Origin of the sequence: Thiospirillum jenense, assembly GCF_014145225.1 — a bacterium.
Classification (GTDB): domain Bacteria; phylum Pseudomonadota; class Gammaproteobacteria; order Chromatiales; family Chromatiaceae; genus Thiospirillum; species Thiospirillum jenense.
In genome coordinates, this window is record NZ_JABVCQ010000003.1 from 130,381 (window position 1) to 156,967 (window position 26,587).

At 51.8% G+C, this 26,587-nt stretch carries 32 protein-coding genes, 1 tRNA gene and 1 pseudogene; 6 read left to right on the forward strand and 28 right to left on the reverse strand.

All coding sequences use genetic code 11. From position 1 onward, the window contains the following. The first annotated feature begins 70 nt into the window (after nucleotides 1-70). The 3 genes from HUK38_RS02095 (at nucleotide 71) to HUK38_RS02105 (ending at nucleotide 1,615) form a co-directional block, all read left to right on the forward strand. Nucleotides 71-427, forward strand: coding sequence for a hypothetical protein (locus tag HUK38_RS02095; protein WP_182582129.1), 357 nt, complete (start codon nucleotides 71-73; stop codon nucleotides 425-427). Nucleotides 428-990: 563 nt separating this feature from the next. Next, nucleotides 991-1,224, forward strand: coding sequence for a type II toxin-antitoxin system Phd/YefM family antitoxin (locus HUK38_RS02100; protein WP_182582130.1), 234 nt, complete (start codon nucleotides 991-993; stop codon nucleotides 1,222-1,224). A 4-nt stretch (nucleotides 1,225-1,228) separates the two neighbouring features. Further along, the gene (locus tag HUK38_RS02105; protein ID WP_182582131.1) at nucleotides 1,229-1,615 is read left to right on the forward strand and encodes a type II toxin-antitoxin system VapC family toxin; all 387 of its coding nucleotides are present in this window, start codon (nucleotides 1,229-1,231) and stop codon (nucleotides 1,613-1,615) included. Nucleotides 1,616-1,776: 161 nt separating this feature from the next. On the opposite strand, the gene HUK38_RS02110 is transcribed toward HUK38_RS02105, so the two are convergent. The 17 genes from HUK38_RS02110 to moaA all read right to left on the reverse strand — a co-directional run bounded on the left by HUK38_RS02110 (nucleotide 1,777) and on the right by moaA (nucleotide 17,331). Then, nucleotides 1,777-3,513 carry a glutamine--tRNA ligase/YqeY domain fusion protein gene (locus HUK38_RS02110; RefSeq protein WP_182582132.1) on the reverse strand — a complete coding sequence of 579 codons (1,737 nt, stop codon included), beginning with the start codon at nucleotides 3,511-3,513 and terminating at the stop codon, nucleotides 1,777-1,779. 154 nt (nucleotides 3,514-3,667) lie between these two features. After that, on the reverse strand, nucleotides 3,668-4,648 hold the full coding sequence (gene soeC / locus HUK38_RS02115; RefSeq protein WP_182582133.1) for a sulfite dehydrogenase subunit SoeC: 981 nt from the start codon (nucleotides 4,646-4,648) through the stop codon (nucleotides 3,668-3,670). 67 nt (nucleotides 4,649-4,715) lie between these two features. Further along, a complete protein-coding gene (soeB, locus tag HUK38_RS02120; RefSeq protein ID WP_182582134.1) occupies nucleotides 4,716-5,438 on the reverse strand; it encodes a sulfite dehydrogenase subunit SoeB in 723 nt (240 codons plus the stop codon). 68 nt (nucleotides 5,439-5,506) lie between these two features. After that, nucleotides 5,507-6,787, reverse strand: a complete 1,281-nt coding sequence (gene serS, locus HUK38_RS02125; RefSeq protein WP_182582135.1) for a serine--tRNA ligase — start codon at nucleotides 6,785-6,787, stop codon at nucleotides 5,507-5,509. Nucleotides 6,788-6,876: 89 nt separating this feature from the next. After that, nucleotides 6,877-7,533: an outer membrane lipoprotein periplasmic chaperone LolA gene (lolA, locus tag HUK38_RS02130; protein WP_182582136.1), complete on the reverse strand. Its 657-nt coding sequence runs from the start codon at nucleotides 7,531-7,533 to the stop codon at nucleotides 6,877-6,879. After that, complete coding sequence (locus HUK38_RS02135) at nucleotides 7,533-8,231, reverse strand: hypothetical protein (protein WP_182582137.1); 699 nt, start codon at nucleotides 8,229-8,231, stop codon at nucleotides 7,533-7,535. The genes lolA and HUK38_RS02135 overlap by 1 nt, the downstream gene beginning before the upstream one ends. Nucleotides 8,232-8,290: 59 nt before the next feature. Continuing rightward, nucleotides 8,291-9,058 carry an S-methyl-5'-thioinosine phosphorylase gene (locus HUK38_RS02140; protein WP_182582138.1) on the reverse strand — a complete coding sequence of 256 codons (768 nt, stop codon included), beginning with the start codon at nucleotides 9,056-9,058 and terminating at the stop codon, nucleotides 8,291-8,293. Nucleotides 9,059-9,090: 32 nt separating this feature from the next. After that, complete coding sequence (locus tag HUK38_RS02145; RefSeq protein WP_182582139.1) at nucleotides 9,091-9,486, reverse strand: type II toxin-antitoxin system HicB family antitoxin; 396 nt, start codon at nucleotides 9,484-9,486, stop codon at nucleotides 9,091-9,093. A gap of 410 nt (nucleotides 9,487-9,896) precedes the next feature. Further along, nucleotides 9,897-10,028: a type II toxin-antitoxin system HicA family toxin gene (locus tag HUK38_RS02150; RefSeq protein WP_182582140.1), complete on the reverse strand. Its 132-nt coding sequence runs from the start codon at nucleotides 10,026-10,028 to the stop codon at nucleotides 9,897-9,899. Between the two features lie 153 nt (nucleotides 10,029-10,181). After that, the gene (locus HUK38_RS15015; RefSeq protein WP_182725703.1) at nucleotides 10,182-10,376 is read right to left on the reverse strand and encodes a hypothetical protein; all 195 of its coding nucleotides are present in this window, start codon (nucleotides 10,374-10,376) and stop codon (nucleotides 10,182-10,184) included. After that, on the reverse strand, nucleotides 10,354-10,629 hold the full coding sequence (locus HUK38_RS02155) for a BrnT family toxin (RefSeq protein ID WP_182582141.1): 276 nt from the start codon (nucleotides 10,627-10,629) through the stop codon (nucleotides 10,354-10,356). Before HUK38_RS02155 ends, HUK38_RS15015 begins: the two co-directional genes overlap by 23 nt. A 182-nt stretch (nucleotides 10,630-10,811) precedes the next feature. Continuing rightward, the gene (gene mnmL / locus HUK38_RS02160; RefSeq protein ID WP_182582142.1) at nucleotides 10,812-11,780 is read right to left on the reverse strand and encodes a tRNA modification radical SAM protein MnmL/YtqA; all 969 of its coding nucleotides are present in this window, start codon (nucleotides 11,778-11,780) and stop codon (nucleotides 10,812-10,814) included. A gap of 13 nt (nucleotides 11,781-11,793) precedes the next feature. Beyond that, the gene (locus tag HUK38_RS02165) at nucleotides 11,794-13,098 is read right to left on the reverse strand and encodes a RuBisCO large subunit C-terminal-like domain-containing protein (protein ID WP_182582143.1); all 1,305 of its coding nucleotides are present in this window, start codon (nucleotides 13,096-13,098) and stop codon (nucleotides 11,794-11,796) included. A gap of 3 nt (nucleotides 13,099-13,101) precedes the next feature. Further along, the gene (locus tag HUK38_RS02170) at nucleotides 13,102-13,530 is read right to left on the reverse strand and encodes a secondary thiamine-phosphate synthase enzyme YjbQ (protein ID WP_182582144.1); all 429 of its coding nucleotides are present in this window, start codon (nucleotides 13,528-13,530) and stop codon (nucleotides 13,102-13,104) included. 96 nt (nucleotides 13,531-13,626) lie between these two features. Then, nucleotides 13,627-14,319 carry a DUF3782 domain-containing protein gene (locus tag HUK38_RS02175; protein ID WP_182582145.1) on the reverse strand — a complete coding sequence of 231 codons (693 nt, stop codon included), beginning with the start codon at nucleotides 14,317-14,319 and terminating at the stop codon, nucleotides 13,627-13,629. Between the two features lie 291 nt (nucleotides 14,320-14,610). Then, the gene (locus tag HUK38_RS02180; protein ID WP_182725704.1) at nucleotides 14,611-16,101 is read right to left on the reverse strand and encodes a DUF4214 domain-containing protein; all 1,491 of its coding nucleotides are present in this window, start codon (nucleotides 16,099-16,101) and stop codon (nucleotides 14,611-14,613) included. Nucleotides 16,102-16,293: 192 nt separating this feature from the next. After that, nucleotides 16,294-17,331, reverse strand: a complete 1,038-nt coding sequence (gene moaA / locus HUK38_RS02185; RefSeq protein ID WP_182582147.1) for a GTP 3',8-cyclase MoaA — start codon at nucleotides 17,329-17,331, stop codon at nucleotides 16,294-16,296. A 144-nt stretch (nucleotides 17,332-17,475) separates the two neighbouring features. Here moaA and HUK38_RS02190 point away from each other — a divergent pair. The 3 genes from HUK38_RS02190 (at nucleotide 17,476) to HUK38_RS02200 (ending at nucleotide 21,113) form a co-directional block, all read left to right on the forward strand. Beyond that, nucleotides 17,476-17,549, forward strand: a tRNA-Gly gene (locus tag HUK38_RS02190). 42 nt (nucleotides 17,550-17,591) lie between these two features. Beyond that, nucleotides 17,592-18,713: an A/G-specific adenine glycosylase gene (gene mutY, locus HUK38_RS02195; RefSeq protein WP_182582148.1), complete on the forward strand. Its 1,122-nt coding sequence runs from the start codon at nucleotides 17,592-17,594 to the stop codon at nucleotides 18,711-18,713. Between the two features lie 54 nt (nucleotides 18,714-18,767). After that, the gene (locus tag HUK38_RS02200) at nucleotides 18,768-21,113 is read left to right on the forward strand and encodes a glycosyltransferase (protein WP_182582149.1); all 2,346 of its coding nucleotides are present in this window, start codon (nucleotides 18,768-18,770) and stop codon (nucleotides 21,111-21,113) included. A 158-nt stretch (nucleotides 21,114-21,271) separates the two neighbouring features. Here HUK38_RS02200 and HUK38_RS02205 read toward each other — a convergent pair whose 3' ends face one another. From HUK38_RS02205 to HUK38_RS02255, 11 genes and pseudogenes are all read right to left on the reverse strand, one after another. Continuing rightward, the gene (locus HUK38_RS02205) at nucleotides 21,272-21,949 is read right to left on the reverse strand and encodes a hypothetical protein (RefSeq protein ID WP_238787362.1); all 678 of its coding nucleotides are present in this window, start codon (nucleotides 21,947-21,949) and stop codon (nucleotides 21,272-21,274) included. A 310-nt stretch (nucleotides 21,950-22,259) separates the two neighbouring features. After that, complete coding sequence (locus HUK38_RS15575; protein WP_182582151.1) at nucleotides 22,260-22,619, reverse strand: transposase family protein; 360 nt, start codon at nucleotides 22,617-22,619, stop codon at nucleotides 22,260-22,262. Continuing rightward, complete coding sequence (locus HUK38_RS02215) at nucleotides 22,603-22,878, reverse strand: hypothetical protein (RefSeq protein ID WP_182582152.1); 276 nt, start codon at nucleotides 22,876-22,878, stop codon at nucleotides 22,603-22,605. Before HUK38_RS02215 ends, HUK38_RS15575 begins: the two co-directional genes overlap by 17 nt. Nucleotides 22,879-23,165: 287 nt before the next feature. Continuing rightward, nucleotides 23,166-23,402: pseudogene (locus HUK38_RS02220) on the reverse strand (hypothetical protein); the annotation flags it as partial. A gap of 84 nt (nucleotides 23,403-23,486) precedes the next feature. Continuing rightward, nucleotides 23,487-23,756: a DUF4160 domain-containing protein gene (locus HUK38_RS02225; protein WP_182582153.1), complete on the reverse strand. Its 270-nt coding sequence runs from the start codon at nucleotides 23,754-23,756 to the stop codon at nucleotides 23,487-23,489. Nucleotides 23,757-23,919: 163 nt separating this feature from the next. After that, complete coding sequence (locus tag HUK38_RS02230) at nucleotides 23,920-24,156, reverse strand: hypothetical protein (protein WP_182582154.1); 237 nt, start codon at nucleotides 24,154-24,156, stop codon at nucleotides 23,920-23,922. 577 nt (nucleotides 24,157-24,733) lie between these two features. Beyond that, nucleotides 24,734-25,096 carry a pepsin/retropepsin-like aspartic protease family protein gene (locus HUK38_RS02235; protein ID WP_182582155.1) on the reverse strand — a complete coding sequence of 121 codons (363 nt, stop codon included), beginning with the start codon at nucleotides 25,094-25,096 and terminating at the stop codon, nucleotides 24,734-24,736. Nucleotides 25,097-25,209: 113 nt separating this feature from the next. Continuing rightward, nucleotides 25,210-25,440 (reverse strand): type II toxin-antitoxin system HicB family antitoxin, encoded by a 231-nt coding sequence (locus HUK38_RS02240; RefSeq protein WP_182582156.1) that lies wholly within the window; start codon nucleotides 25,438-25,440, stop codon nucleotides 25,210-25,212. Further along, nucleotides 25,440-25,643: a type II toxin-antitoxin system HicA family toxin gene (locus tag HUK38_RS02245; protein ID WP_238787364.1), complete on the reverse strand. Its 204-nt coding sequence runs from the start codon at nucleotides 25,641-25,643 to the stop codon at nucleotides 25,440-25,442. The genes HUK38_RS02240 and HUK38_RS02245 overlap by 1 nt, the downstream gene beginning before the upstream one ends. Nucleotides 25,644-25,991: 348 nt before the next feature. Next, nucleotides 25,992-26,273, reverse strand: a complete 282-nt coding sequence (locus HUK38_RS02250) for a PIN domain-containing protein (RefSeq protein WP_202985503.1) — start codon at nucleotides 26,271-26,273, stop codon at nucleotides 25,992-25,994. After that, nucleotides 26,270-26,497: a type II toxin-antitoxin system Phd/YefM family antitoxin gene (locus tag HUK38_RS02255; RefSeq protein ID WP_182582157.1), complete on the reverse strand. Its 228-nt coding sequence runs from the start codon at nucleotides 26,495-26,497 to the stop codon at nucleotides 26,270-26,272. Before HUK38_RS02255 ends, HUK38_RS02250 begins: the two co-directional genes overlap by 4 nt. Between the last annotated feature and the right edge of the window lie 90 nt (nucleotides 26,498-26,587).

A 26,587-nucleotide genomic window follows, 5' to 3' on the forward strand; every position in this document is an offset into this window, starting at 1 on the left:
CAATTGGCGCCATACTTAATAGTCAAGCCTAGTACATTGCGCCGAGTTTTGTGTGACAAAATAGCCAAACGTGACCAAAATCGCAGTTTGGCAGCAGGAAAGTGCGCTGCTGTTGGATCAGCGAGCGCATGGAACCAGAGGTGAAGGGGATTTTGACACGCCCGCCGACCGCCAAGAAATTGACAGCGGCTGGCGGGCAGTTGACCTGATCGTCAACCACCCGTCGTCGTCGAGTAATGCCGACAAGTGCGGCCAGTGTGGGTGTCACCTGCCCCTCCGTGTTGAAGTGCAATGGTGTTCGATAGATAAGCAAATCATACGCCAAAGGATAGACGGCGGCTGTGACCATTCACCCCCTTTGCAAAAGGGGGTCACTCGCGCAGCGAGTGGGGGGATTTCAGCGGGGTTGCCACATAGTATTCAATAAACTGTGTTTTGCTTAGTATGATTTAGGAATGCTAAGTCCAGCATCTCTCTACAGATAACGACTTTGACAGTACATAAATCCGTCGTTATTCTAAGACTGGGTAGCATGTATTTTATAGCGATAACCAAGCGCGTGCTACTCAATCACGCTCTTTAACAAGTTCGAGTATGCGGTTGCCAGCGTAAAACTTGAAACGCATCAAAGAGTTCGCGCTGTAAAAGCATCTGTTTTTGCAGCCTTGGTAGATACACCCCAGTCTGCGGACTGGCAGTTAAGCGTTACTGAGCATTGCTCAGTGCTTAAGAAAAATGTATCGGCTGTGACCGTTGGCAGATCACCGCTTCGTAGCAAAAGTCTCAGTGAGACATGACCAGACTAAACTTAGTCAGGACTTACGCAGTTGAATTCTGCCCCTCCCCCGCTGGGGGAGAGGTTCTGAGTTCCCTCCCCCAGCGGGGGAGGGTTAGGGTGGGGGAGAGATGTCAGTTATTAATCAACAACTTACGAACCAACTGCGTAACTCCTGACTTAGTTATGCAACTCACTTTGGTCATGTGTCTCCCATGCAAAAGATCATTAACGTTCACGAAGCTAAAACGCATCTTTCTCGTCTAATAGAACAAGCCCACGCCGGGGAAGAAATCATCCTAGCCAAGTCTGGTCGCCCTTATGCCCGCTTAATGCCACTCGATGATAAAACGGTTACACGGCAACCCGGGCGATTGCCAGGAACAGTAGATGAGGCATTTTTTGAACCCTTGCCGGAATCTGAATTGATCGGTTGGGAAGGGCGTTAATTTAATGAACCTGCTATTAGACACCCATGCGTTGCTGTGGTGGTTCACTGATGATCCTCAACTCTCAGCACCGGTGCGTGACGCACTGTTGAATACCACTAACACCGTTTTTGTCAGTGCCGCTAGTGCGTGGGAAATTGCCACCAAACAACGCATTGGCAAATTAAACGGTGTGCCGCAGATCAGTGAACGCTTTAATGAACTGGTCATAGCAGACGGCTTTAAACATTTACCCGTGACCTATCTTCATGCTTTACGCGCGGGACATTTCCCGCAAGCACATCGTGACCCATTTGATCGAATGCTGGCCGCGCAAAGTCAAATTGAACGATTAACCCTCGTGACCTGCGATCAAGCATTGGCTGCATTTGATTGCCAACGCTTTTGGTAATTGCTTGCCATGCCTGACCCTTTAAAAACGCTTGGATGACTAAAGGCTTTTTTGAAAATCACGCCATAACGCAATGAAGCAACTTCTCGCATAACAACCATCTCCAGCAGTGAGGCAATTAACCATTCCCACGCGCCCGCCTGAGACCACTTGAATACCAATTAAGCCGCCGCCCGCGTCTGCGACTTACCCCAAGTATCACGCAACGTCACGGTCAAATTAAACACCGGCCGCTCGGCCGTGCTATCCACATCTTTAATAAAATACCCCTCACGCTCGAATTGAAATTGACTCCCCACTGCCGCCGCGGCCGCACTCGGTTCAATAAAACAATTGTTTAATACCTGCAATGAATGCGGATTCAAATCAGCGCGAAAATCCCCCCCGCTCGCGCCGGGCGTCGGCACCGCAAACAACCGGTCATACAACCGCACCTCCGCCGTGCAAGCACTCGCCGCCGCCACCCACTGAATCACCCCCGCCACCTTACGCCCCTGCGGATTCTTGCCCAACGTGTCCAGATCAGCCGTCGCCCGCAACTCAGCAATGCTCCCGTCCGCCGCCCGAATCACCCGCTCACACCGGATCACATACGCATTGCGCAACCGCACCTCACCGCCGAGCGTCAGGCGCTTAAACCCCTTTGGCGGCAGTTCGGCAAAATCATTTTGGTCAATGTACACCTCGCGCCCGAATGTGAGCTGGCGCGTACCAAGTGATTGATCTTTCGGATGATTTGCCGCCGTCAACTGCTCCGCCCGCTCGGCTGGCCAATTCTCAATCACCACTTTCAACGGCCGCAGCACCGCCATCGCCCGCGGCGCGTGGGCATCCAAATCCTCGCGCAACGTACTTTCCAGCAACTCCATTTCGACCAAATTATCCGCCCGCGTCACGCCAATCCGCGCACAAAACTCGCGCAACGCCGCCGGTGTGTAGCCGCGCCGCCGCAATCCGGCAATGGTCGGCATCCGCGGATCATCCCAACCGTTGACCAACTGCTCCGTCACCAATTGCGTCAACAGCCGCTTGCTCATCACGCAGTACTCCAGATTTAAACGGCTAAATTCAATCTGTTGCGGAGGATTCCATTTGACAAATCCCCCCTCCCCCCCTTTTGCAAAGGGGGGTTGGGGGGATTTCGGCACCGACACATTCGCCACGCACCAGTCATACAGCGGGCGGTGATCCTCAAATTCCAACGTGCAGATCGAGTGGGTGATGCCTTCGAGCGCATCCGACAGCGGGTGGGTGAAATCGTAAGTCGGGTACAGACACCAGGCGCTGCCGGTTTGGTGGTGGATCACGCCATGTTTGATGCGGTACAGCACCGGATCGCGCAGGTTCACGTTCGGCGAGGTCATGTCAATGCGAGCGCGCAGGGTGCGGCTGCCGTCGGGAAATGCACCCGCCCGCATCCGTTCAAACAGGGCGCGGTTGTCGGCAATGCTGCGGTCGCGGTAGGGGCTGTCGCGGCCGGGAATCGTTAATGTGCCGCGATAATCGCGCATCTCATCGGCAGATAAATCGCACACATACGCCAAGCCTTTTTCAATTAACTCTAATGCAAAGACGTAGAGTTGCTCGAAATAATCAGACGCGAAATAGAGCCGCTCGCCCCAATCATAACCGAGCCAGCGCACGTCGTATTGAATTGCCGCGACAAACTCGTGGTTTTCTTTTAATGGATTGGTGTCATCAAAGCGCAAATTGCAGGTGCCGCCGAATTCTTCGGCTAATCCAAAGTTTAATGCGATGGATTTGGCGTGACCAATGTGTAAATAACCATTGGGTTCAGGGGGAAAGCGCGTGGCAATGCGCTGATGTTTGCCGCTGGCTAAATCGGCGGCAATGAGGTGGTGAATAAAATTGGTGCGCGGGGCGGCGGTATCGGACATGACGGGTGAATCTCAACAAGGCAATTGATATTTAGGGGGGCAATTCTTTTTTTAACAATAGAGAGTATTTAATTCCCCCCTTTAACAAAGGGGGGCAGGGGGGATTTAATCAAAGCAAGAAATCCCCTTTTGGCAGAGAAGGGAATTCAGGCGGTCAAGCCACCGACTGATAATACAAATTCTGCGGATGCTGCGCGTCGGCAAAAAACAACCAGCGCTCGGCAATTAACCCAGTGTATTGCAATAAAAAAGCAATGATCGGCAGCGTGGCGGATTGACTGACGTAAGCAATCGCAATCAACAGAATTGGCACCGGGAACACCAGAATTAAAAAGCTGGTGCGCATCCGCTGCAATACCGCCGGCGGGGCGTGATGAAAAAACTCCCGCGTATTAAATGATCCCCCAGTGAAACCCTGCGCCCGTTGCGTAATTAAACGGTGGCGCACGCCAATGGCGCTTTGCAAATTACTCTTGGGTTTAATATGCCGATTCCGTAGTAATGATGCGCCGCGACTGACTAAACCAATCACGGTGAAAATGACCGCCCAAGTGCCGTAAAAGGTCACTAAATGATTGCCCAATGCAGCGGAATAGGCGGCGGCTAACATAAAGCCTGATCCCAGACCTAAAAAGGTGAAATTAGCAACGGTCAGCGGTGAATGCCACTCGGCAATAAACTCGACATTGGCATAAATCATCGCGGTCGAAACAAACAGCGCAAATGCCAATACCGCACCAATGACGCCCAATACTAAACTCGCGTCAATAGGCAGTGCATCTGCACCCGCGATGAATAATGGATTCGTCCAACCGAGCCAATGAACTAAGCCATAGAACGCCACCAATATCATTAGGGCCGGTAGAATAATCACCTCCCGCGATAACCACGAGGTGCGCCATTTTGCCGCCGCTCGCCAAGCGCGTTCTGGGCGGCCAAGATGAAAGAACGATGCAATTAAACCGCTGATTAACAGGATAATAGTAATCACACTGCCGCCGACATAAAAACTGGCATCCTGTGCTTCAATCAGTTTAATGCTGGCATAGACTTGACCGGTGACGAGGGCTAAAAATACTCCTTGACCGGCGCCGAGGAGAGTCGTTAAAAGAATGACAGAAAAAGCTGGGTGCATGAAAAAACCTGCGATTCAATCGAATGAAAAACTGTCTTTAGATTACAAACGTGGTCAATAAAAATCATTACCAGGTCACATCATCCAGTGTTTCTTCACCGGTATAAACGGTAATATCTTCATGCCGCAATGGATTATCCGCCCGCCGCAAATCATCTTCGGTAATGTGCATTCGGGTTTTGCGCCGCGGTAAATAATGATTTGACGGCTTGGTTGCCCACTCGGGCATCAATGGATAACCACCGCGCTCTCGAATGGCAATGGACACTTCCGAATCAGGATCATGCACATCACCGAATAACCGCGCACTGGTCGGACAGGCTAATACGCAGGCGGGTTTGCGGCGGTCTTCGGGTAATGAAGGATCAGTAATACGATCAATACACAGGGTGCATTTTTTCATTACCTGCTGCTGCATATCTAATTCGCGCATTCCATACGGACAGGCCCAAGAACAGTATTTACAACCAATACACTTGTCATAATCCACTAATACCACGCCATTATCTTCGCGTTTATACGATGCGCCGGTGGGGCAGACCGGAACGCAGGGCGGTTCTTCGCAATGCAAACAACTTTTCGGGAAATGCACTAATTCAGTATTGGGAAAGGTGCCGACTTCAAACATTTGCACCCGATTAAAAAACGTCCCGGTTGGATGCGCATCATACGGGTTTTCATCTACTAATGGACCCGCCCAGCCGGATGTATTCCATTGTTTGCATGAAGTGACGCAGGCGTGACAGCCGACGCAGACATTGAGATCAATGACAAGTGCGAGTTGAGTCATGGTAAATCGCTATTAAAAGATGAATAATAATCGCCCGCGCACGGTGAACGCGATCTGGTTTATTTGAATTAAAACGCGCTAATCAATTCTAATCCGTTCAAATACGGCCGCAGCGCCGTTGGAATGATGACGCTGCCGTCGGCTTGTTGATAATTCTCCAATACCGCCACCAGCGTCCGCCCGACTGCCAAGCCCGAGCCGTTGAGCGTGTGCAGCAATTCGGGTTTGCCGGTGGCGGGATTGCGCCAGCGCGCCTGCAACCGCCGCGCTTGAAAATCGCCAAAGTTGCTGCACGAGGAGATTTCACGGTAACACTGTTGCCCCGGCAGCCACACTTCCAGATCGTAGGTTTTGGCGGCAGAAAAACCCAAATCCCCCGCGCACAGGCTGACCACGCGATACGGCAACTCCAGCCGCTGCAAAATGGACTCGGCGTGACCGGTCAAATTTTCCAGCGCGGCGGGCGAATCTTCCGGCTGCACCGCCGTCACCAACTCAACTTTTTCAAACTGGTGCTGCCGAATCATGCCGCGAGTGTCCTTGCCATACGCGCCAGCTTCACTGCGAAAACACGGCGTGTGCGCGACCCAACGGCGCGGCAAGTTGACCGCCTCGGTGATGGTATCGCGTAACAAATTAGTCACCGGCACCTCGGCGGTCGGGATCAGGTAAAACTCGCGTTCGCCGGGGATTTTGAACAGATCGGCGGCGAATTTCGGCAATTGACCGGTGCCGTAAAGACTGTCGGCGTTGACCAAATACGGCACATACACTTCGCAATAACCATGCTCGCGGGTGTGGACATCGAGCATGAACTGGATCAGCGCCCGTTGCAGTCGCGCCAGCACCCCGTGTAACACGACAAATCTAGCGCCGGAGATTTTCGCCGCCGCGTCAAAATCCAACCAACCCGCCGCCGTGCCGAGCGCGACGTGATCGCGGGGCGGGAAATCAAATTGACGCGGTTCACCCCAGCGGCGCTCCTCCCGATTGTCGCCCTCGTCCCGCCCATCAGGCACGCTCGCGTCGGGCAGATTGGGCAGTGCCAAACTCAGCTCGCGCAGCGCCGCTTGCACCGCGTCAAACTCAGTTTCACAGGCGCGCAACTCGTCACCGACTGCTGCCACCGCCGCCAGCGCCACACTCGCATCTTCCCCCCGCGCTTTGGCCTGACCAATCGCTTTGGAGTGCGTATTGCGTTGATTTTGCAGAGTTTGCACCTGCAACTGGAGCGTTTTGCGGCGGGTTTCCAACTCGTCAAACTGCGCGATGTCAAGCTGCAACCCGCGCCGCGCCAGTTGCGCTCGCACCAACTCTAATTCCGTCCGCAATAACCGAGGATCAAGCATGGAAATATCCTACGAATTTGATCGTCCCCACGCGCCAACGTGGGAACGTTTAAACAGCGTTACGGCGCACGATCACGGCGCATTAACCATCAATCCATCTGCAAAAAATCGCCCCCCGGGCGTTGTTCAAATTGAAACAGACTAGCGGCCAGCGCCGGATTGCGCCGCACTTTGGTGAAAATAAACCGCGTCAGTTGCCCAAAACGGTCTTCCATCACCAACGTATCCAACTTGCCGCCGACAAAACCGACTTGCAGGCGGACAACTTGAGACTCTTTTGATTTGGGGCGCAATTCCACCCAATCGCGCTCATCGCCCCGGTCAAACTCGCGCAACTTGAACATCTGCTCGATTGGACGGTCACTGACCAGCAACTCAGCCGGCGTCCCTTCCAACGCGGCCGCTTGGCTACGGTGCGACACCTGATTCAGTTCTTTATCCTCAACGTACACCCGCTTGCCATCCGCCAGGATCAACTGCTCATTGGGCGGGCGGTATTCCCAGCGCATCCGCCCCGGACGGCGCAGGTACAGTTGACCACGCGCCTCCATGATCTGCTCACCACCGGCGGCGAGCGTGATTTGGCGGAAATCGGCGCTCAAACTATTTAGCCCGGTCAAATACTGTTTCAACGTCGCCACCGCATCCGCCGCACTCGCCGGACTGGTGAGGCAACAACCCAGCCACACCAGCACGACGAGTGATAACCAGCGCCGCGGCCGCCGGTACAATTGCAGCAACAACATTACTGCTGCGGCGCCGCCGGTTGTTGATAGTACGGCTGCTGCGGATACCCGTAGCGCGGTGGATAACCATACTGCGGCGGCGCGATGTAACCACCCGCAGCCGGCGGCTGCACCCGTCCGTAAGTTGCCTCCCACTGCTGACGGGCAGCTTCATACGCCCGCTGCTGCTGTTCCATCAACCGAGCGCGTTGATCGTCCACCGCCTGCGCAGGCGCTTGCCAAAAACCACCGTAACCGGGTTGTGACTGCGGCGCAGGTTGCGGCTGAGTCGGTTGACTGGCAACGGCCGGGGCGGCGGGTGATTGCGTAATTGATTGACTCGGCGGCGTCACCGGGGCAGGTGTCACCGGAGCAGGTGCTGGCGCGGGTGACACGGCAACTGGCGCAGGCGGCGCATTCGTGACCGGCGGTGCAACGGTGGTCAACACTGGTGCCGGAGCGTCGGGGGTGGGGGCAAATTGAACCGGCGCCGGAGTCGCCGCGGGCGTCACCGCCACCGTCGGCATCGCCGGCCCCGTTGCCACTGCGGTTGACGGCGCCGCAGCGGTCTCATCCGTCGCCTGCCGCTGCTGTTGGCGCTGCTGATATTCCTGATCGAGCGATTTCAAATACAAAAAACCAAAACCCAGTACCAAACTCCACAGCAGCAGTTTGGGAAAAAAACCGCCGGATTTTTTTGTGGGGGGTGTTGCAGCCATGTTTCACTCCTAAGTTATTCAAAAATCATTAAAAATATCGTCTAGCCGGCGCGGAAAACTCAGCACTCGCGCCCTGACACTTGTACCACAGCGCGTAACACTTGCCCAACTTGACCGGCGCAGGCGGTCAAATTGGCGTGAATCTCGTCCATTGTAATCTCACCGGCGGCTTTACCGGCCGCCCAGTTGACCACGAACGTCAGCGCGGCGTAACACAGTCCCAACTCGCGGGCCAAGATCGCCTCGGGCATTCCCGTCATCCCAACCAGATCGCAGCCGTCACGTTCCAAACGGCGAATCTCCGCCGCCGTTTCCAGCCGCGGCCCCTGCGTGACGGCTAAACAGCCAGCGGCGCGAATTGGCACGTTTGCGGCCGCGGCGCTGGTCAACAATTGCTGGCGCAGTGTTTCACAGTACGGCGAGGTGAAGTCACTGTGTAACACAGCGGCGCGCTCGTCACCGCGACTCGAATCGCTGAAAAAGGTCAACTCGCGCCCGCTGGTGTAATCAATCAACTGGTCGGGAACGCACAACACGCCCGGCCCGCAATCCGCCGCAATCCCGCCCACTGCGCCGAGTGCGATGATGTCGGTCACGCCCACCTGCGCCAGCGCCTGGATGTTAGCGCGGTAATTGATCTGATGCGGCGCGATGCCGTGCGTGGCGCCGTGTCGTGGTAAAAATAACACAGGATGCCCGGCCAGTCGCCCGCGCAACAGCGCCGCTGAAGTGTCACCGTAAGGCGTGGTGACGGGTGCGCGGTGTTCGATCACCAAGTCCGGCAGCGTGTCAAAGCCGGTGCCGCCGATAATTGCCAGTGATGTCATGTTTTGCTTTCCAAAATGTGAAAAATGCGCGGTTAACGCAGCGCCGCTCGCGCCGCATCGGCTAAAAAGTCAGCGCGGGTGACGCCGCGTACTTTGGCATGGGCGTCAATTTCCGCCACTAACCAACGCGGCAGCGTGATGTTGACCGGTTCAGCGCCGCTCTCGAAATGTGACACATCCACGTCAACCAGCGCCCACATCCAACCGGCAAATTCTGGATCAGCCTGCCATTCAGCCAGCGGCCGCGGGACGGGAATCTCGACGCCGTCTTCGACCAGCGCTTCGCAATGTAACTCGATTGCTTCGACGGCATTGATGGCGGCGTCCTCGGTGGAATCTCCAGCCGAGAAGCAGCCCGGCAGATCAGGTACCACCACGCCCCAAGCGGTGCTGTCGGTGGCGGGTTCAATCGCAATCGGAAATTTCATGGCGGCGCTCCTTTATTTTAATCCAGCTTGTTTCAGCAGCTTATGCACCAAGCCAACGCCCAAATCCTGTTTAGGGTGCGGTTGCCACATAGTATCCAATAAACTGTGTTTTGCTTAGCATGATTGAGGAATGCTGAGTCCGTTAGCATATTTCTGACAGAGAACGACTTTGACAGTACACAAATCCGTCGTTATTCTAAACAGAGCAGCATGCACCTAATGGCGATAACCAAGCCCATGTTGCTAAATCACGCTCTTTAACAAGTTCGAGTATGCGGTTGCCAGCACGAGTTGCTGGTGTAAAACTTGAAACGCATCAAAGAGTTCGCGCTGCAAAAGCATTCGCTTTTGTAGCTTTGGTAGATACACCCCAATCTTCGGATTGGCAGTTGAGCATTACTCAGCAATGTTCAAGAAAAAAGTATCGGCACGGTGATATGGCCGGGCTTGGTCGGGTGGCGAAACAGATGGTGACTGCCGCGCACCGAGCGCAGCTCCCAACCATCCGCCTCTAATCGTTTGATAAGTTGTTTGCTATTCATAATGGTTATGATAAATCACCGCCCGCCCACTTGTGGCAGCCGCTCGCCGTCAAATTAGCACGTCATGTCATTAGGCAGCTGAATTGAAAACAGCGGCGGCAAAGATGGCGAAATCTAAATCGAACGACTAGCGCGTGACAGTAATGATGTTACTCAAAACGTCGCTATCACTTCCTGATCGAAATGATTTTTGATACGCCCTTTTAACTGATCGGTCTTGGGGCGGCGGCGCAATTTAACTTGCAATGATGCAGGTAGCCCTGTGAATTGAACCGCGTTGCTAATATCTGCATCCGTCCACTCTGGATTATCGTTATTAAGGCGATTAAGATTTGGTCGCTTCTTCATAATACTTTACCTCGCGCTTATTTGCCTTCCTAAAACTGATAACACGGATGCCAGTTGGGTTTTCCACGAAAACCAGCGCATGTACACGTCCGTTCATTTTACCCAGCGCCCGATAACGCACTTCGCCATAATCGTAGCGGTTGTCAACAACAAACAGCGCAGTTTTGAAATCGAACGCCGCCACCCGATCAAAACTCAATCCGCGTTCGGCGATATTGCGAGCGTTCTTTGCAGGATCGTAACTGATATCCATCGAAATTTAATTGTAACGTCCTTTACGTTTTGCGCATCCAGAACGCTTAATAACCGTATTTTTCTGTGGTTGGATATTGACAACACAGCAATCAAGTTTCGCATTCTAACTTAAAGCAATATTCACCCGCCCATGCAATTGATTTTTATTTGCATATCTCCACCCGTTTTAATGGTGTTAAATCATGCTTCATCATTCACCCAATTATTACCGTGAATACCAACCCGCGTGATCTCCCCCGCCAAACACCCCTGCACATACCCCCGCTGCCGCAGCGCCCGTTCAATTCCGTTCAACACCACCCATTTTTTCGCGCACCAGTCCGGCGCCAGCAAAATGTCACGGCTGGCCGTACCGGTGAGACGGTGAAACACAATTTCCGCCGGCGTTCGCGCCACCAATTCCGCCACCGCCGCAGTGTAATCAGCCAGTTGCCAGGGTTGATACTGCCCCGCCCGCCATTGCGCTGCCAACCGCGTCTGCGTGACCACATGCAACGGATGCAACTTCAACCCATCCGTGCCGAGCGCCAGCACCTGCGCCAAACTCGCCTGCGCGGCCGCGGCATTTTCTCCCGGCAATCCAACGATCAAATGCGTGCAAACCAACAACCCGTGCGCCCGCGCCGCGTGGAGCGTGTGGCGATAATCGGCGAACGTGTGACCGCGATTCACCCGCCGCAGCGTCGCATCGCACGCCGACTGCAAACCCAGTTCCAACCAAATCTCATAACCGGCGGCGCGAAAACTCGCCAGCAACTCCAGCACCGCCGTCGGGACGCAATCCGGCCGCGTCCCGATTGACAAACCCACCACGTCCGGCTCCGCCAGCGCCTGCTGGTACAAATCAGTCAGCCGCGCAATATCCGCGTAAGTATTTGTATAGGCTTGAAAATAAGCGATAAACCGCTTGGCACCGGTGCGCTTGGCCAACACCCGCCGTCCGGCGTCAATCTGCTCGGCAATGCTCGGCGCAGCGCGGGCGTGTGGACTAAATGACTGGTTGTTGCAAAAACTACACCCGCCGATACCCTTGCTGCCGTCCCGATTCGGGCAGGTAAACCCCGCGTGAATGGCGAGTTTATGCACCCGTTCACCGTAACGGCGCAGCAAATCCGTGCCGAAGGTGTTGACAAAATCAGACAGTGCCACAATGCCAACAGCTTCAGTGACTGCCGAAGGTCTGCAACGCCGCCGCCAATTCAGCGGGCAAATCGGCCGGCGGCGGGTTGAGCGATTGTCCCGTCGCCAGCACCGCCCACGCCTGTTGCAAACTTGCCGCACCGCCGCGGGGCCCGTGCGGATGACCAAACACGCCGCGGCCGGGGACAAATCCAAAGTTGACGTGACCAATGGTGTGGTACACATGTTCCAGTGTTGCGGCCGAGTCACTGCCGCCCGGCACCGGCAAACTCGGTTTGATGTCGCCAAAGTTCGGATCGAGACACGCGGCAATGTTATCCAGCACCTCGGCCTCGCTGGTCATCATGCGCGGCCCGAAGCCGGGCATGATGATTGCATCAAATCCCGCCAGTCGCTGTAATCGCGTGAACACGCGGCTGTGGACACCGTAACACGGCAGGCGGGTGGCGGCGGCGATGAACGGAAAATGCGCGATCAGCGGCACGGTGGCGTGGCGCCGTAACATCCGCACCGCGCTCAACCCGACCGGCAGCGCGTTGACCAGCACCGCGTTCGCCCCGTTCGCCACCGCCGCGTCGTGCAAGCGCGTCAATTGATCCACCTCGTCGGTGATATTCGCCAAATACAGTTTTGGCACACCCGTTGCTTGCTCTGCCGCCACCCGCGCCCGCCCGAGCAATTGCGCCCGCTCCGCCAGCGGCGACCAGTCGGGATCCGCCAACATTTCATCATCTTTTGCAATATCCAATCCGCCGCACCACGCTTGATGCGCTAATTCAGCAAAGGGCGCGGGCGCTAATCCGATATTCGGTTTAATCACGCCAAAAAAGATCGGGCGATCATACACCTTTAATAATTGACGCAAGCCATCAATCCCGAATTGCGGCCCTTGAAATGCGGATAAAAAACTCGGCGGAAAATGAATATCGAGCAATTTAACAATTGGAATACCGGGCGCAAAAAATGCACCTTCACCTAATACCGCGCTGATTAAATTGGGCAGCCGCGGCCCGAAATTGCGATGCGGATGCGCAATACGCACTTGACATGCGGTCATTGCCCCGCGCACCTCGGGTTGTAATGAATAACTCGGCTCGGGCAAATGCGCGGTGATTTTTAAGTCAATCACTTTTGCGGCAAATTGCGGGCGGTAATCTTCATCAATTCCCACCCGTTTCCATTGCGCGGTAGATTGTTCACTGCACAGATGCGCGGCTGCTAATTCGGGTTCCCCGCTGCATTCAAAATAATACTCCAATAACAAATAGTCTTCGGCATCTAAACTCGCCCAATCGGCAAAGAAACCGCGCACATCATTTGGCTGCATGAGTTATGCCGCTCCCATTAAATGTAAAGTTAAACGGCGCTGCGGACGCGGCCCGTCTAATTCAATAAAAAACACCGATTGCCACCCGCCGATTAATAATTCGCCATTGACAATTGGAATACTCACCGACGCGGTCATTAACAACGCCATTAAATGCGAATGCGCATTATCCCGCCCGTCGGTCGCCACGACATTATGCGCATAATCACCATCACGCGGCACGAAGCGTTTCAAAAAAGTCAACATGTCGCGCTGTAAATGCGGCTCGCATTCATTGATATTCACGCAAGCGGTGGTGTGCGCGGACATGACTGTTAATAATCCATTGTCAATCCCCAGCGGTTTAATCCGCTCGCGTATTAATGCGGTGACATCGATGATTTCAATTGGTTGGGTGGTGGCAAGTTCGAGATACTCAATTGCGGTTAGCATGATTGTTCATTGCTCAGGTTGGGGGTTGGTTGATTGAAAAAGTGAGTTGTTTAATAAAGTTGTTTTAGCGTCAATTATTAATCGATGACCACGCGGCTACCATTCTTTAGGCGTGAAATTAGTTGGGCTATAAATATCAATCTGTTCGCCATTTTGACACAAAACATATAATCCCCGCGCCATCGCGTATTTAGCAACCTTTTCTTCCACCACCATTCCCGCCACCGCCCCCATGACACGATGGTTTTGATAAATCGGCTGCACTTGTTTAAGTTTTGCCATGCGCTCCAAATGGGCATCAATATGTTCTTCAACCAATTTGCTTTTGCATTCAACGCCAATTAACGCTCCATCATTGATGACGAGGAGATCAATTTCCAGCGCCACTCCATTGCGTTTGGCGGTAACACCAGGATAAACGGCGTGAACGTCAATTCCCTGATCACGAAATAAACGCACAACGGCGGGGGCGACCATGTGTTCAACGAATTCGCCAAGACGATTGCCAATATCACCGAGGTTTTTTGATAGTTGTTTAATGAAACGCTCGGTTTCCCGAAATCTACGGTCAGTTTCCTGAGACATTTCTTTCATCTGACGGTCAGTTTCCTGAGACATTTCTTTCATCTGACGTTCAGTTTCTCGAAATGATTCTTTTATTTGGCGCTCAGTTTCCCGAGATGATTCTTTCATTTGGCGCTCAGTTTCTTTCTGCGCTTCGGCAACTTCACGTTGTGCCTCGGCAACTTCACGAAATAAATTAAGAATTTCTTCATAAGTGACGGACATAAGTACTGCCTCCAATTTTCAATACTGATTAGCCTGAGTAGCGGTATTCTAACCTGAATGATTCATTGCTGATCGTTCCCACGCTGTGGCATGGGAACAATTGCTAAATTTCAAGCAGGCAATTAAAGAGAACGAACCGCAGTATTATGATTGGGGTTATTTAATCTGCAAGTGGTTCAAGTAAATCAGGACTTTTTTTATTAGTAGTATACTAAATAAAAGCAAAAATAGCATTTCCGATGGTTGCTGCCAGATATTAAATATCTAGCAGCAAAAAATATATGTCAGTAGTTATTCTTTAACAGCAGTCAATAGTGCAGGAATAATAGCGATTGCTTCATCGCGGGTTGCGACATCTTGTGTAACCCCAGCCAATATATTGGTGCCGCCCACAATAAGTCCTGATTGATTAGCAGAATTGAGTTGACTAAATATGATGTTGTGATCGTTTTGATAATCAGCAAAAGCTAAAGCTACTTCAGTACGATGTTTAAAACGCATCATATCAGACTGCGCATCGACTGATTGATTCGCCCACCCGCCGTTAATCATCATAACAATCATGTAATCACGGCTACGGTCATTATTCAACTCCGTTATCCAATAATTTCTACCATCTGTGTCAGCCTCACGCCCAAAAATGTTGCGATACACTTCGTCAATAAAACGACCGTCGTTCAGTGTAGCAGGATACATCTCAGTAACGAGTGGTTGTTCAAAAAAACTTTGCGCCACTTCTTCAAGTGTCATTGCTCCACTATCTACCTGATTAATCCAATAATTTAATCCCTCAGCATCCATTGCATAGCCAACCGTTGCCATATAAAGCTCTGCGATTTTCCACCGTGTGGTTTGCTCACGAACGACTGTATTAAACGATGCGATAATTTGCTGGTTTTGTGCATCATTTAGAAATAAATCATCAATAGCAACTGTACATACTGGTACTGTTCCTTGTGCTGCACATAAACCACCCCAACCTATAAAACCATTATTATCACTTGCAGTGAGTGTCAGTGAATCTCCAGCATTGAAAATGGCATTACAAATACTATTGGCACCGCAACTCAAACCGTCTGGTTGGCTAGTTACTTGACCATTGCCCATCACAATCAGTTGTATCGCACGTTGACTAGATGTGATTATCGGTTCAAAGACAGCAACCGCTTGTTTAGAACTGCTCAAAGTTCCAGGACAGACAGGGTTAGTATTGCACCTGCCTCGTTGCCATTCCTTGAATAGCCAACCATCAGATGGGATAGCGGTCAATGTGATTGCGGAGTTAATGGGAAACGTACTTGTGCAAAAAAGTGTGCTGCAATCAATGCCCGCCAGATCGCTCACAACGTGACCCTGACCAATAACAAACACCATAAGCTGTGCGTTATTAATAGTGGCGGGAATCTCGGCAGTATAGTCATCATATATTAAGGTGAATGCTTGGCTCCAATCTGGGGGCGTTGAGTACGAGTTATAGGTCAGTGTGAATGTGCTGTTGATATAAACGTCTCCACATTGACTATCGCCTGTTACAGTTTTCAAGCTAACGCCGTTATATTGAACATTGTTTTGAATAACAACAAAGTTACCGCTGCAAATAAATGGATGCCCCTCTACAAGCTCAATATCCATCGTGATGACGTTATCATCAGACCGTGAAATACTAATGTTAAAACTGTCGCCACCACGCTCCCATCCTTGCGCCGAAAATACCTCAGTTGCAAATGATGGCATGGTAGTAAAAGTGACGGCGGTTGCGAATGCAAATGCAGAGAAGCGCATATTGATTTCCTTTAAACTATTTTATTCAAAAAACAACAAACAAACTAACATACGCGATAAATTTAGGAAATTATTTTGTCATAATTAGCACCTCTAAATGCGCGATAACTCAAACGCCTGTTTAATATTTTGTAATGAAAGCATGACAGTCTCCAAATACGGTTAAATAGCAAAAAATTGATTAAACCTTAACTAACCCCCAATCCGATTCATGGTACAGATTGGCGGCGCAGTTTCACTCAATTCTGGCGGCTGTTGATTGCCGGTATCAAACCCATGTGCTTTCGGTTTCATTGCCACCGCCGCGCAAATTGCGTGCAGAATTGGCGCATCATCATTCGGATTAGCGCGTAAAATAGCGCGTAAATCAATTCCCAAATCGCGCTGCCCGAGGCACGGTAATAATTGACCCGTCGCGGTCACGCGCATTCGATTACAGCGTTCACAAAAATTATGACTGCGCGGCGAAATAAAACCAATGCGCGTCTGTGTTCCCGCCACCCGCCAATACCGCGCCGGCCCGCTGGTAGTTTCAGTGGTCGGTAATAATTCAAACTGCTGTATTAAACGATTGCGAATCGTCGCGCTGGGGTAATAATCCAATGCCGATTCATTTGCCGTTTCATTGCGTTCCATTAACTCGGCACCCAGCGGCATCTTTTCAATAAAACTCAAATCCAATCCCCGCGCAATCGCAAATGCAGCCAGATCAAACACCTCGTCGGTATTATAATCTGCCACAATCACGCTATTGAGTTTAATACGCTGAAAACCCGCCGCCAGTGCCGCGTCAATCCCCGCAATCACTTGGTTTAAATCACCGCAACGAGTCAATTGGCGAAAACGAGCGGGCTGGAGTGAATCAAGACTGATATTGATCCGCGCAATGCCGGCCGCCTTTAATGCCAATGCGTGGCGCGCCAATTGCGTCCCATTGGTGGTCAAGGTTAATTGATGATCGCTGCCTAACGTATTTAATTGCGCAATTAACCACAGCACATTTCGCCGCAATAACGGCTCGCCGCCGGTAATACGAAAATGCCGCACGCCTAATGCAGTAAAACAGCGCCCTAGCCGCACCAATTCTTCCAGCGTTAATAATTGGTCACGCGGTAAAAACTGCACCGTGTTACTCATGCAATACACACATCGCAAATCACACCGATCCGTCACCGACAAGCGAACATAATTAATGTGACGACCGAATGAATCAACCAATTGAGTAGTCATAATGACCGCGTGAAAATATCGAATACATGATTAAAAATATCAAATCAAAACCGGCCGATTTGATGAAAGATGCGGCGTAATTAACCCCATCATTTATTGACCACTTGCCATCCCGCGCAAAAGCTATTACAATCATCACCTCAAGCGGGTGTGGTTCAATGGTAGAACCTCAGCTTCCCAAGCTGATGGCGTGGGTTCGATTCCCATCACCCGCTCCACTTCCCCCCGTACCGTATTCTATAGCTGCTTGACCGCCGCCCATGCCCGCCGATTTGCTGACCTGCACGACGGCCGCGCCCCCGCCCGCTTGGACACCTGACACCTTCGCCCCGGCAATTCTAAACTGGTTTGCCCAGCACGGGCGTCACGATCTGCCCTGGCAACCGCCCACCACGCCCTACCGCGTCTGGGTTTCTGAAATCATGTTACAGCAAACGCAGGTCGCGGTGGTCACGCCGTACTTCACGCGCTTTGTGACACAATTCCCCACGCTCGCGGCATTGGCATCCGCGCCACTTGATGCAGTTTTGCAACAGTGGTCAGGTCTCGGCTACTACGCCCGCGCTCGGCATTTGCACCGCGCCGCGCAATTGGTGGTTAAACAACACTGTGGCGAACTGCCCACGACGTTAGAACAGCTCACCGCGTTGCCCGGCATCGGGCGCTCCACCGCCGGTGCAATTTTGTCACTTGCCTACGGACAACGGCAGGCGATCCTCGATGGCAACGTCAAACGGGTGCTAACTCGTTGTTTTACCGTGACTGGTTGGCCGGGCGAACCCGCCGTAACCGCGCACTTGTGGACGCTGGCTGACCAGTTGACGCCGAGCGCCGCCACCGTTGCCGCGTACACGCAGGCGATCATGGACTTAGGTGCGACATGTTGCACTCGCGCCAAACCCGACTGTGCGCACTGCCCGCTGGCGCCGCGCTGTCAAGCACTGGCGCTCGGTCAAGTGGCAGATTATCCCGCGCCGCGCCCGCGTCGGGACTTGCCAGTGCGAGCGGTGCAGTGGCTCGTGTTGCGCAGTGCCGACACTGGCGCAATTTTGCTACAGCAGCGCCCGCCGAGCGGGATTTGGGGCGGATTGTGGACATTACCCGAGCTGCCGCTCGAATTTGACGCCGCGCAGTGGTGTCTTGCACACACTGCGTCGCAACCTGACCACAGCGTCACATTAGCGCCACGTCGCCACACCTTCACCCATTTTCATCTCGACATTTGGCCAATTGTGATGACACTAAACACCGTGCCAACGCAATTCACCGCGGCGGCGGGGCAGCAATGGTTTTCAGTTGATGACTGTCAAACACTCGGCATTCCAGCGCCGTTGCGGCGGTTATTAGCAGAATTGTCAAGCATCACGATAAGCGGCAATTAAACTGCGCAAATCCCAATACATTTTAATCAAACCTGACATGAAAGCATCGGTGAGATGTCAATTAAAACCCGTTTAGTTTTTGAATGGCGCCGCATTCGTCACGCGCTCGCCGCATTATTGCACGTCGGCAATACGCGCACACGGGTTGTGATGTTAGAAGCACAACTCGCGCAGCAGGCGGCGATTCTCACGCAATTACAACAACAATTGAATCAAACGCAGCAGCAACACGCGGCCGCATTTAATCAATTACAACAACAAGTTGCTGATGAGGCGCAGCGCCGCGATGAATTGGCCAATCAATTGGGTGAATTGGTGCAATGGTTAGCGCAGAATGAACAACGCTCGGCGCAGCGGGCGGAATTGACCATGACACTGATGCAAAAGATTGCCGAATTGGTGGAATGGTTGGCGCACCAAGAAGCGCGGCTGCAATTGCAAGCGGTGCGGTTGAATGATTTTCAACAGGATCAGCAGCGCGAGTTTGCGGCGGTACGCAATGAACTGGCTGAATTAAAAACCGCCGTGCCGCGCTTGGCCGGAACGGTATTAACCACGATGCGCCAGCCATTGGATATGAGTATTCAGCGGCAATTGGATGAATTACGCGCTGATTTAAGACAACGGCAATTAACTGTCGCTGTGGCGTCAAACATACCTGTCGCGCCGTTACCACCATTGCGGTGTTTTGACGCGCCGGTGCCGTGGTTGCCGGCGCATCCGGGGCGGGATTATCTAGTCACGCAGCCGTACACGTTACTGTATGTCGGTGCATTGCAGCCCGATCACGCCCAGTCGCGGCTGCTTGAGTGTTTATATCAGTTACGGCGGGTGGACGATGGTAACGTCGCGTTGATTTTAGCCAGTCCGCTCGGCGCGGCGGATGACGCCAATTACCTCGCCGCGTTGACGGAATACGCCGCGCAACTCGGGTTGAGCGATCAGGTGGAACTGCGCCCACAAGCGAATTCGGCTCAGTTATCAGCGACTTATCACGCGGCTGATCTGTACTTGAGTTTGGCCGAGCCGAGCGTTTTGACCAATTCGGCCACTGTCGCGGCAGTGCAACGAGCGCTGTGGCACGAGTTGCTGGTGCTGGTGTACGGTGTTACGCCGATCATGCCGATGGCGCAGTTATTACCTAACGAAGCGCGGTTGACGGCGCTGGCGGCGGATCAGGTTGTGGCGGAAATTAAACAGGTGTGGTGTGATCGCAACCGTCGCCAGCGGCAGTGGGCCGAGCAGCGGCGGCGGTCAGGTTACGCGCCAGCATTGGTCACGGCGCCGCTGACGGTGCGCATCGAGGGGCCGTGTGATTCGAGCTACAGTTTGGCGTTGGTCAATACCGGCGTGGCGCGGGCGTTACATCACGCGGGCGATCAGGTGGCGTTGTATCAAACTGACGGTTACGGTGACACGCGCCCGCAACGTAGTTTTTTGGCGACAAATCCTGACTTGGCGCCATTGACGCGGTCGCGGTTGCGGCAGGTGATGGTGACTTTACGCAACGTGTATCCGCCGCGCACCAATGCCCTGCGCGGGTTGGTGCGGATCATTGGTCCCTACGGGTGGGAGGAGTCAGGTTTTCCGCACCAGTGGATCAGGGCGTTTAACCGCCGGCTGTCGGGCGTGTTGTGTTTATCGGATTATGTCCGAGATGTGTTGATCGCTAACGGCTTGAAAATTCCAGCAATTACGACGGGGTTGGTGGCGGATGCGTTACTCGATCACAGTCCCCGCGCACCAGCGGGCGTGACGTTGCCGGGCGGGTATCGGTTGCTGCATGTCTCATCGGGTTTTCCGCGCAAGGGTGTTGATGTGTTGTTACAGGTTCACAGCCGCCTGCCGCCGGAAATGGCGTTAATTATCAAGACCTTTGCCAATCCGCATAATGTGGTGGAGGCGGAGTTGACGCGGTGGGGGTATCGGCGGCAGGGGCGGGATGCGGTGGCGAGTCGCTGGGTGAACGGGCCGCGGCGGGTGCTGGTGATTGAGGTGGAGCTGGCGCCGGCGGAGATGGTGTGGCTATATCAGCAAGTAAATCAATTAGTTGCGCCAAGTCGCGGCGAGGGGTTTGGGTTGCCGATGGCGGAGGCGATGTTGTTTGACGTGCCGGTGGTGACGACGGATGCCGGTGGGCAGCGGGATTTTTGTACGCCAGAGACGGCGTGGTTGGTGCGATCTCGATTGGTGGCGGCGCAGACACATTTTGCCCTGCCCGGGTCGCAGTGGGCGGCGCCGGATGCGGCAAGTTTGCGGGCGGCGATCTTGGCGGTGCGGGCGGCGAGTGCGGCCGAGCGCCGATCACGCACGACGGCGGCGCGGGCGTTGGTGCTGGCGCGCTACAGTCAAGCGGCGGTGGCGTGGCGGATTCATGCGGCAGTGGTGGCGTTGAATTAAGTGTTCAGGCTCAATGCGGAGAACATCGTGACTGGACGGCTCGAACTGACAATTAAGTTTTCGGCTTTACCGCAAGCCATGCCAGTGAAGGCCGACATGAAGAGGAGAATCTCGCGGTGCAGGTGTTTGAGAAGAAAGGGAAGGTGGATTAATCAATTTCACTGTCTTGAACCTAGTCTCTTCTGTTGATATTCGTTGCAGATGCGAGGACTCGTAGAATAAAAATAATTGACTTCATTGCCTTGATCATCCTTCCTTTTTGCAAGTAATGAACGACTCCCATTTGAGTTATTAACAATCTTATAATCGTATAAATTGGAATATTTTGCTCTAATTTTATTGAGCTGTTCTTCCAAACTAGCAACTTGAAATTGATAGCAAAGTGGCGCTTCTTTAGGGATATAGTCTGTAGGCGGCGTGTCAGCGGCAAAATAGATGTTTTCTAAATTTAATATTATTTTATCAAATGAATCCATAGGTTCACCTGCTACATTACCGCTTCCGTCGTATTGAAACTCTTTTCCAACAGTTATTCTTACTTTTTGACCTTTAAATTTTACAGGCATTTCTGCATTTTCATTCCATTTTTGACACAAGGCAGCAGTGCATAAACCGGTATGTTCTTTCCCATTAGACTTTATAATAGTTAAGTAACAATTATCTCCACATTCATATTCCGAAATTACCCCTTCAATGATCCTATCTTTTGCGTTACCGATAGTTAAATAAAAACTACTTACAAAAAGTATCCCAACAGCAGTTATTTTTTTCATCATAATATCCTTTAAGTATTGAAAAGCAGAACACCAAGTTTCTATTGAATATTGACCAACCATAGAAGAATTCTAATTTCTTCTTACTAAGCAGTTAGTCAAAACCTTGACTGTTATAGTCAATCCAACATAAGACGACCGCTAAGACAGGCATAACCACTTGATTATAATTGCATTGCTGCGATCAAATTATCCTGGATCGGCTGTAATAGCCTATCTGTTTAGTTGGCGCCTTGTTTAACGGGAGGTGATTTTACAGCATTATGAAGTTGGGCTTCTGTGGAAATTTAGGTGTAGGGCAAGTGTGGCGAAGTTGGTCACTGAGGGCGGGGTTGCCACATAGTATTAGAGTTGTTTTAACTAGCAAAATCAGCTAGTTAGCTAGGTTGAAATTCCACAATCCAGCACAAACACCGAGAATTTTGTCATACAAATCAAAGTTATGAATACGAAGCCGATCTGAAAGAATACGAAATCGCTTTAATCCAGCAATACTATGCTCAACAAAAATACGCTCTGAAGCAAGCTGTTTATTGGTAGTTTTTAGTTCATTTGTTAATGGTTTATTTTTAGATTTCTTATGTGGAATTGAAACGTTTTTGCATGGATAACTATTAACAATTCCGGTGTATCCTGAATCAACTCTAATTGTACAATTTTCAAACCAGGGTAGCTCGGGTGGAAATTCTTGTTTTAATAGATGAAAGTCGTGTCTTCTACCGCCATGAAGCACTCATTCCACAAACAACGCCTAAAGCATCATAGGTCAGTCCTGATTTAAGACTAAATAAGGTGAACAATAAAAGCTCCTCTTCATTATTAATACAATAGCCAATATTAACCTCAACTTTTCGTTTAGATAGTTCTGTTTTATAAGTCTGAAAATAAGCATTTTTGAAATGATCTAGCAAAATAAAAAACCGTTCTCTAGTCATACCAATCGTGGCGCTCCATTGCCGATCTTGCTTTAGGTCTAACGTTGTAATTTTCATTTATTTTTCTCGTGGTATTTGGAGAAATTTTATTGCACTATCATTCATTCTTTACGTTAGAACAACTCTAATAAAAAAACCGCCCCGGTTGCCCGGCGGCGGTTGGTTGATTTCAATTCCAATTCCAATTCCAATTCAAGCAACGGTTAATTGAATTTTTCCCTTTTGATTAAAACCCCCTAACCCCCCCTTTGCAAAAGGGGGGCTTTACTCTTACCCCCCTTTGCAAAAAAGGGGGGGATTTCTTCGGGGGAAATGTCAGGTTGTGTGCCGTTCGGGTTTGGTCATTATTCACCAATCCCGCGCATGGCACACAACCCAACCGACGCGGCTATATCAGGACAAACAGTCAGAAATGATTGTTCAGGAAGTGAGCATTCGTAGAGAGTTTCAGGATCAATATCAATATTTCCGGGCCAAGTGACAGTGCCGTTTTCGACATAGGCACCTAGAAAAGCATGACTAGATTTTAGGCGCACCCAAGGCTTTTGATCCATGTAGGGCGCCATCTCAAAGTAGCGGCGTTCCCCGTTCTCAAATTCAAGTAAAAGGCTGAAATCAGCCTTAGCCGTCACATGAATGACATCAAGTAACATAATGATATTCCATTATTTGAGCGGATCAATACGAAAAGGTTCAACACCTTCTTTGGCAAGTTCCCAATTTGCCAGCAATTCATCGCGATGCAAATCTGTCCACACTTGCACCATGCGCAATTGTCGTGGTGGGAAATCACCCGCCAACACGGCACCATCGTTGATAGCAATCGCCGCCTGAAATCCCTGATAGCGAACATGAATATGAGGCAAATGATGTTTTTCTCTGATCTCGAAAAACATCGAGACAATCACACCATAAAACATGCTAATCGTCGGCATTCGTCAATTCCGGTTAGTGATTGTTGCCATGAGTATAAACCACTCCACCCACAAAAACCCGCCGCCCAATTCTTCAATCAAGCGGCGGGCATGTTCATTCCTTTCCCCCTCCTTTAATAAAGGGGGGGCGGATTTCGGGTCACGCTTCGCGGCGCAACCCAATCTACGCGGCTAATTCGGGAATGTCCAACTCGATACGCAGTGGATGAATACCCATTGCCCACAAATCCGTCACCGCTGAATCAATGGCTGACTCCAGACAAGCGGCCTCGCGATCACATGCGACGTACATTTGCCCATGGTGTGATCCAATACTCATGTCTGAGTAACGACCATACAGCGCATTGACGAGCGCATCATCAATGGTGGGTATAGGTAATGAAAAACTAAAAATTTTCATTTACAGTTTTAACCTGTGTGATCACATTAGTCAACAGCGCGACGGATACGCACTGCGTGTGCTTACGAATGAGCCGGTGTACTGTGAACATGGAATGAACACCCGTTGCGGGATTTCAATGGACAGAGCAATTTGCCCCAAATGTGGGCGTGACCAGTTGCTTTCACGCACCGCCCGCCGCGATTCTGAGCATACTCAATTGCCGCCCTGATTTCCTTATTTGGATGTTGTGTTGCCATTTTTCAATCAGTGAGAACCGGTCATTTCATTTGATCATTCATTAAAAACCCGCCCTGCAATTCAATTCACAGGGCGGGCATTTTCATTCAATCATCGGGTCACACCGCGCGGCGCAATCCAACCTTTGCTGTTGCACAGTTTGCGTATAAACCATTCCAAACAAAAAAACCGCCCCGGTTGCCCGGCGGCGGTTGGTTGATTTCAATTCCAATCCAAGCAACGGTTAATTCGATTGAATTGGGTTGAATGGGCGGGAAATGTCAGGTTGTGTGCCGTTTTGTTTGGTCATTGATTATCAACACCGCGCATGGCACACAACCCAACCGACGCGGCTGCTTCATTTTAATGGTTTGGCTGACATTTTGCGCAGCGAGCGCGTGGCTGGATCAACGCCAATGCCAGTATTTTCCAAAGCGACCACGCCTAACAGTGGTTCGCAGTCGTCTGGTCCAAAAATAATTTGGGTGACTGTTTCTGCGCCCATGAAGGCGACCCGCGCAAATCCATACGGGTATTCAATGACGCTGCCATCCGCCAGTTCATAGACATCTTTGCCTTCAATCATAATGCCCGCAGCGTGTAACGCGACACCTGAAGCTAAACAATCAATTGCACCGGTATCGACTAAAAACTCTGCGGCATACGCAGGTTGCGTTTTAGCGAGGTTACTGACTGTCACCGTGACATAACTTAATCCCATGGTGTGTTCCACAGCAAAATGGTTGTTTCATAAAAACCTGCCGCCCGATTTTTCAATCAAGCGGCGGGCATTTTCATTCCCTCACGGGGTCACGCCTCGCGGCGCAACCCAATCTATGCAGCGACGGCATCCCGCGCTCGCGGGACGGGGATAGGACGCCCATCTGCGATGTGCGCAGCCATCCAACAGTCGAACGCACCTCGCGCATCGGTGAGCGCTTCCTCTGGCGTTTCGCCATCCGCCAAGCAACCCGGCAGGTCTGGAAAGGTGGCGAGAAATCCGCCGCCCTCGGCAAGGGTCAATGGACTGATCGTCACGGGATACTCTTCAAATCGCGGTTGCATCACTGCCTCCAGTCAATCAGTGCGATGAAATGCGTCACATAGATGGGTTTGATCGGCTTACGCGCTGGGACGGACACTTCAAGCGGGCAGCCGTCTTTCTGGAATATGACATGACTGCCGCCGGTTCGCCGAATTTTCATCCCCGTTTGCGCGGCAATTGCTTCGAGTTGTTCTATTCGCCAATCGCGTGGATTATGGCGCATTTATGCTAACAGTTTTTCTAATTGCGACATTTGCGATTATTTCAGTATTGCGTATTAGTTAAGCATAACACAACACAATAAAAAACCCGCCGCCCAATTTTTCAATCAAGCGGCGGGCATTTTCTATTTGATTAAATCCCCTCGCTGCGCTCGCCCCCCCCTTTTTCAAAGGGGTGGAGGGGAATTTTCTCAAGTCAGGTTGCCAAACAGCGGCAACCCACCTGACGCCGCTATTCGCGTGCGTCCAACCGGTACAGATGTCCATCCCAATCCAGAATTTTTTGATCGGCCGTTACCAATGGGACATTGCGGTCGAGGGCGGTTGCGACAATGAACCGGTCGGCGGGATCACGATGCAAGTTCGCTAGTTGGCAAGACCGCAGGGCGAGGCGTCCGTCGAGCTGGTATTTCCACCAGCCCCGCCTGTAGCCAGTCTGCCCGCCAGCGTTCAGCCGGCACGGGCAGAACAATGCGCCCGCGCTCGACGAGCATGGCCACTTCCCAGAAACTGATCGCACTCACCGCTACCGAGCCGGCGCGCCAGCAAATTTCGATCTGACGCCGTGCATTCGATCCGAGCGCCGGGTCATTGCGATCCATCCACAGCAGGGTGTGCGTATCGAGAATCACGCCAATACTTGCCAGAGATCATCCAGTGGAGCGATGACATCGCCGTGGATTTCCAGCGTTGGATGGAGACCGAACGGCGAGTCAAGGCGGCCGCCGGAGCAAGGACGGAGTTCGGCAACAGGCCTGCCATTTTTAGTGATAACCCATGTCTCACCGGTGATGGCGACCCTATCCATGAGGGCTAGGCATTTGGCTTTGAACTCAGAGGCTTGGATCGTTTGCATGATGGTGCGCTCACATTGACTATTCAGATGACTATAGTCACTAAGATGGTCAATGTCAATTCAGCCAAGCGCCAAGTCATCAGGATGACC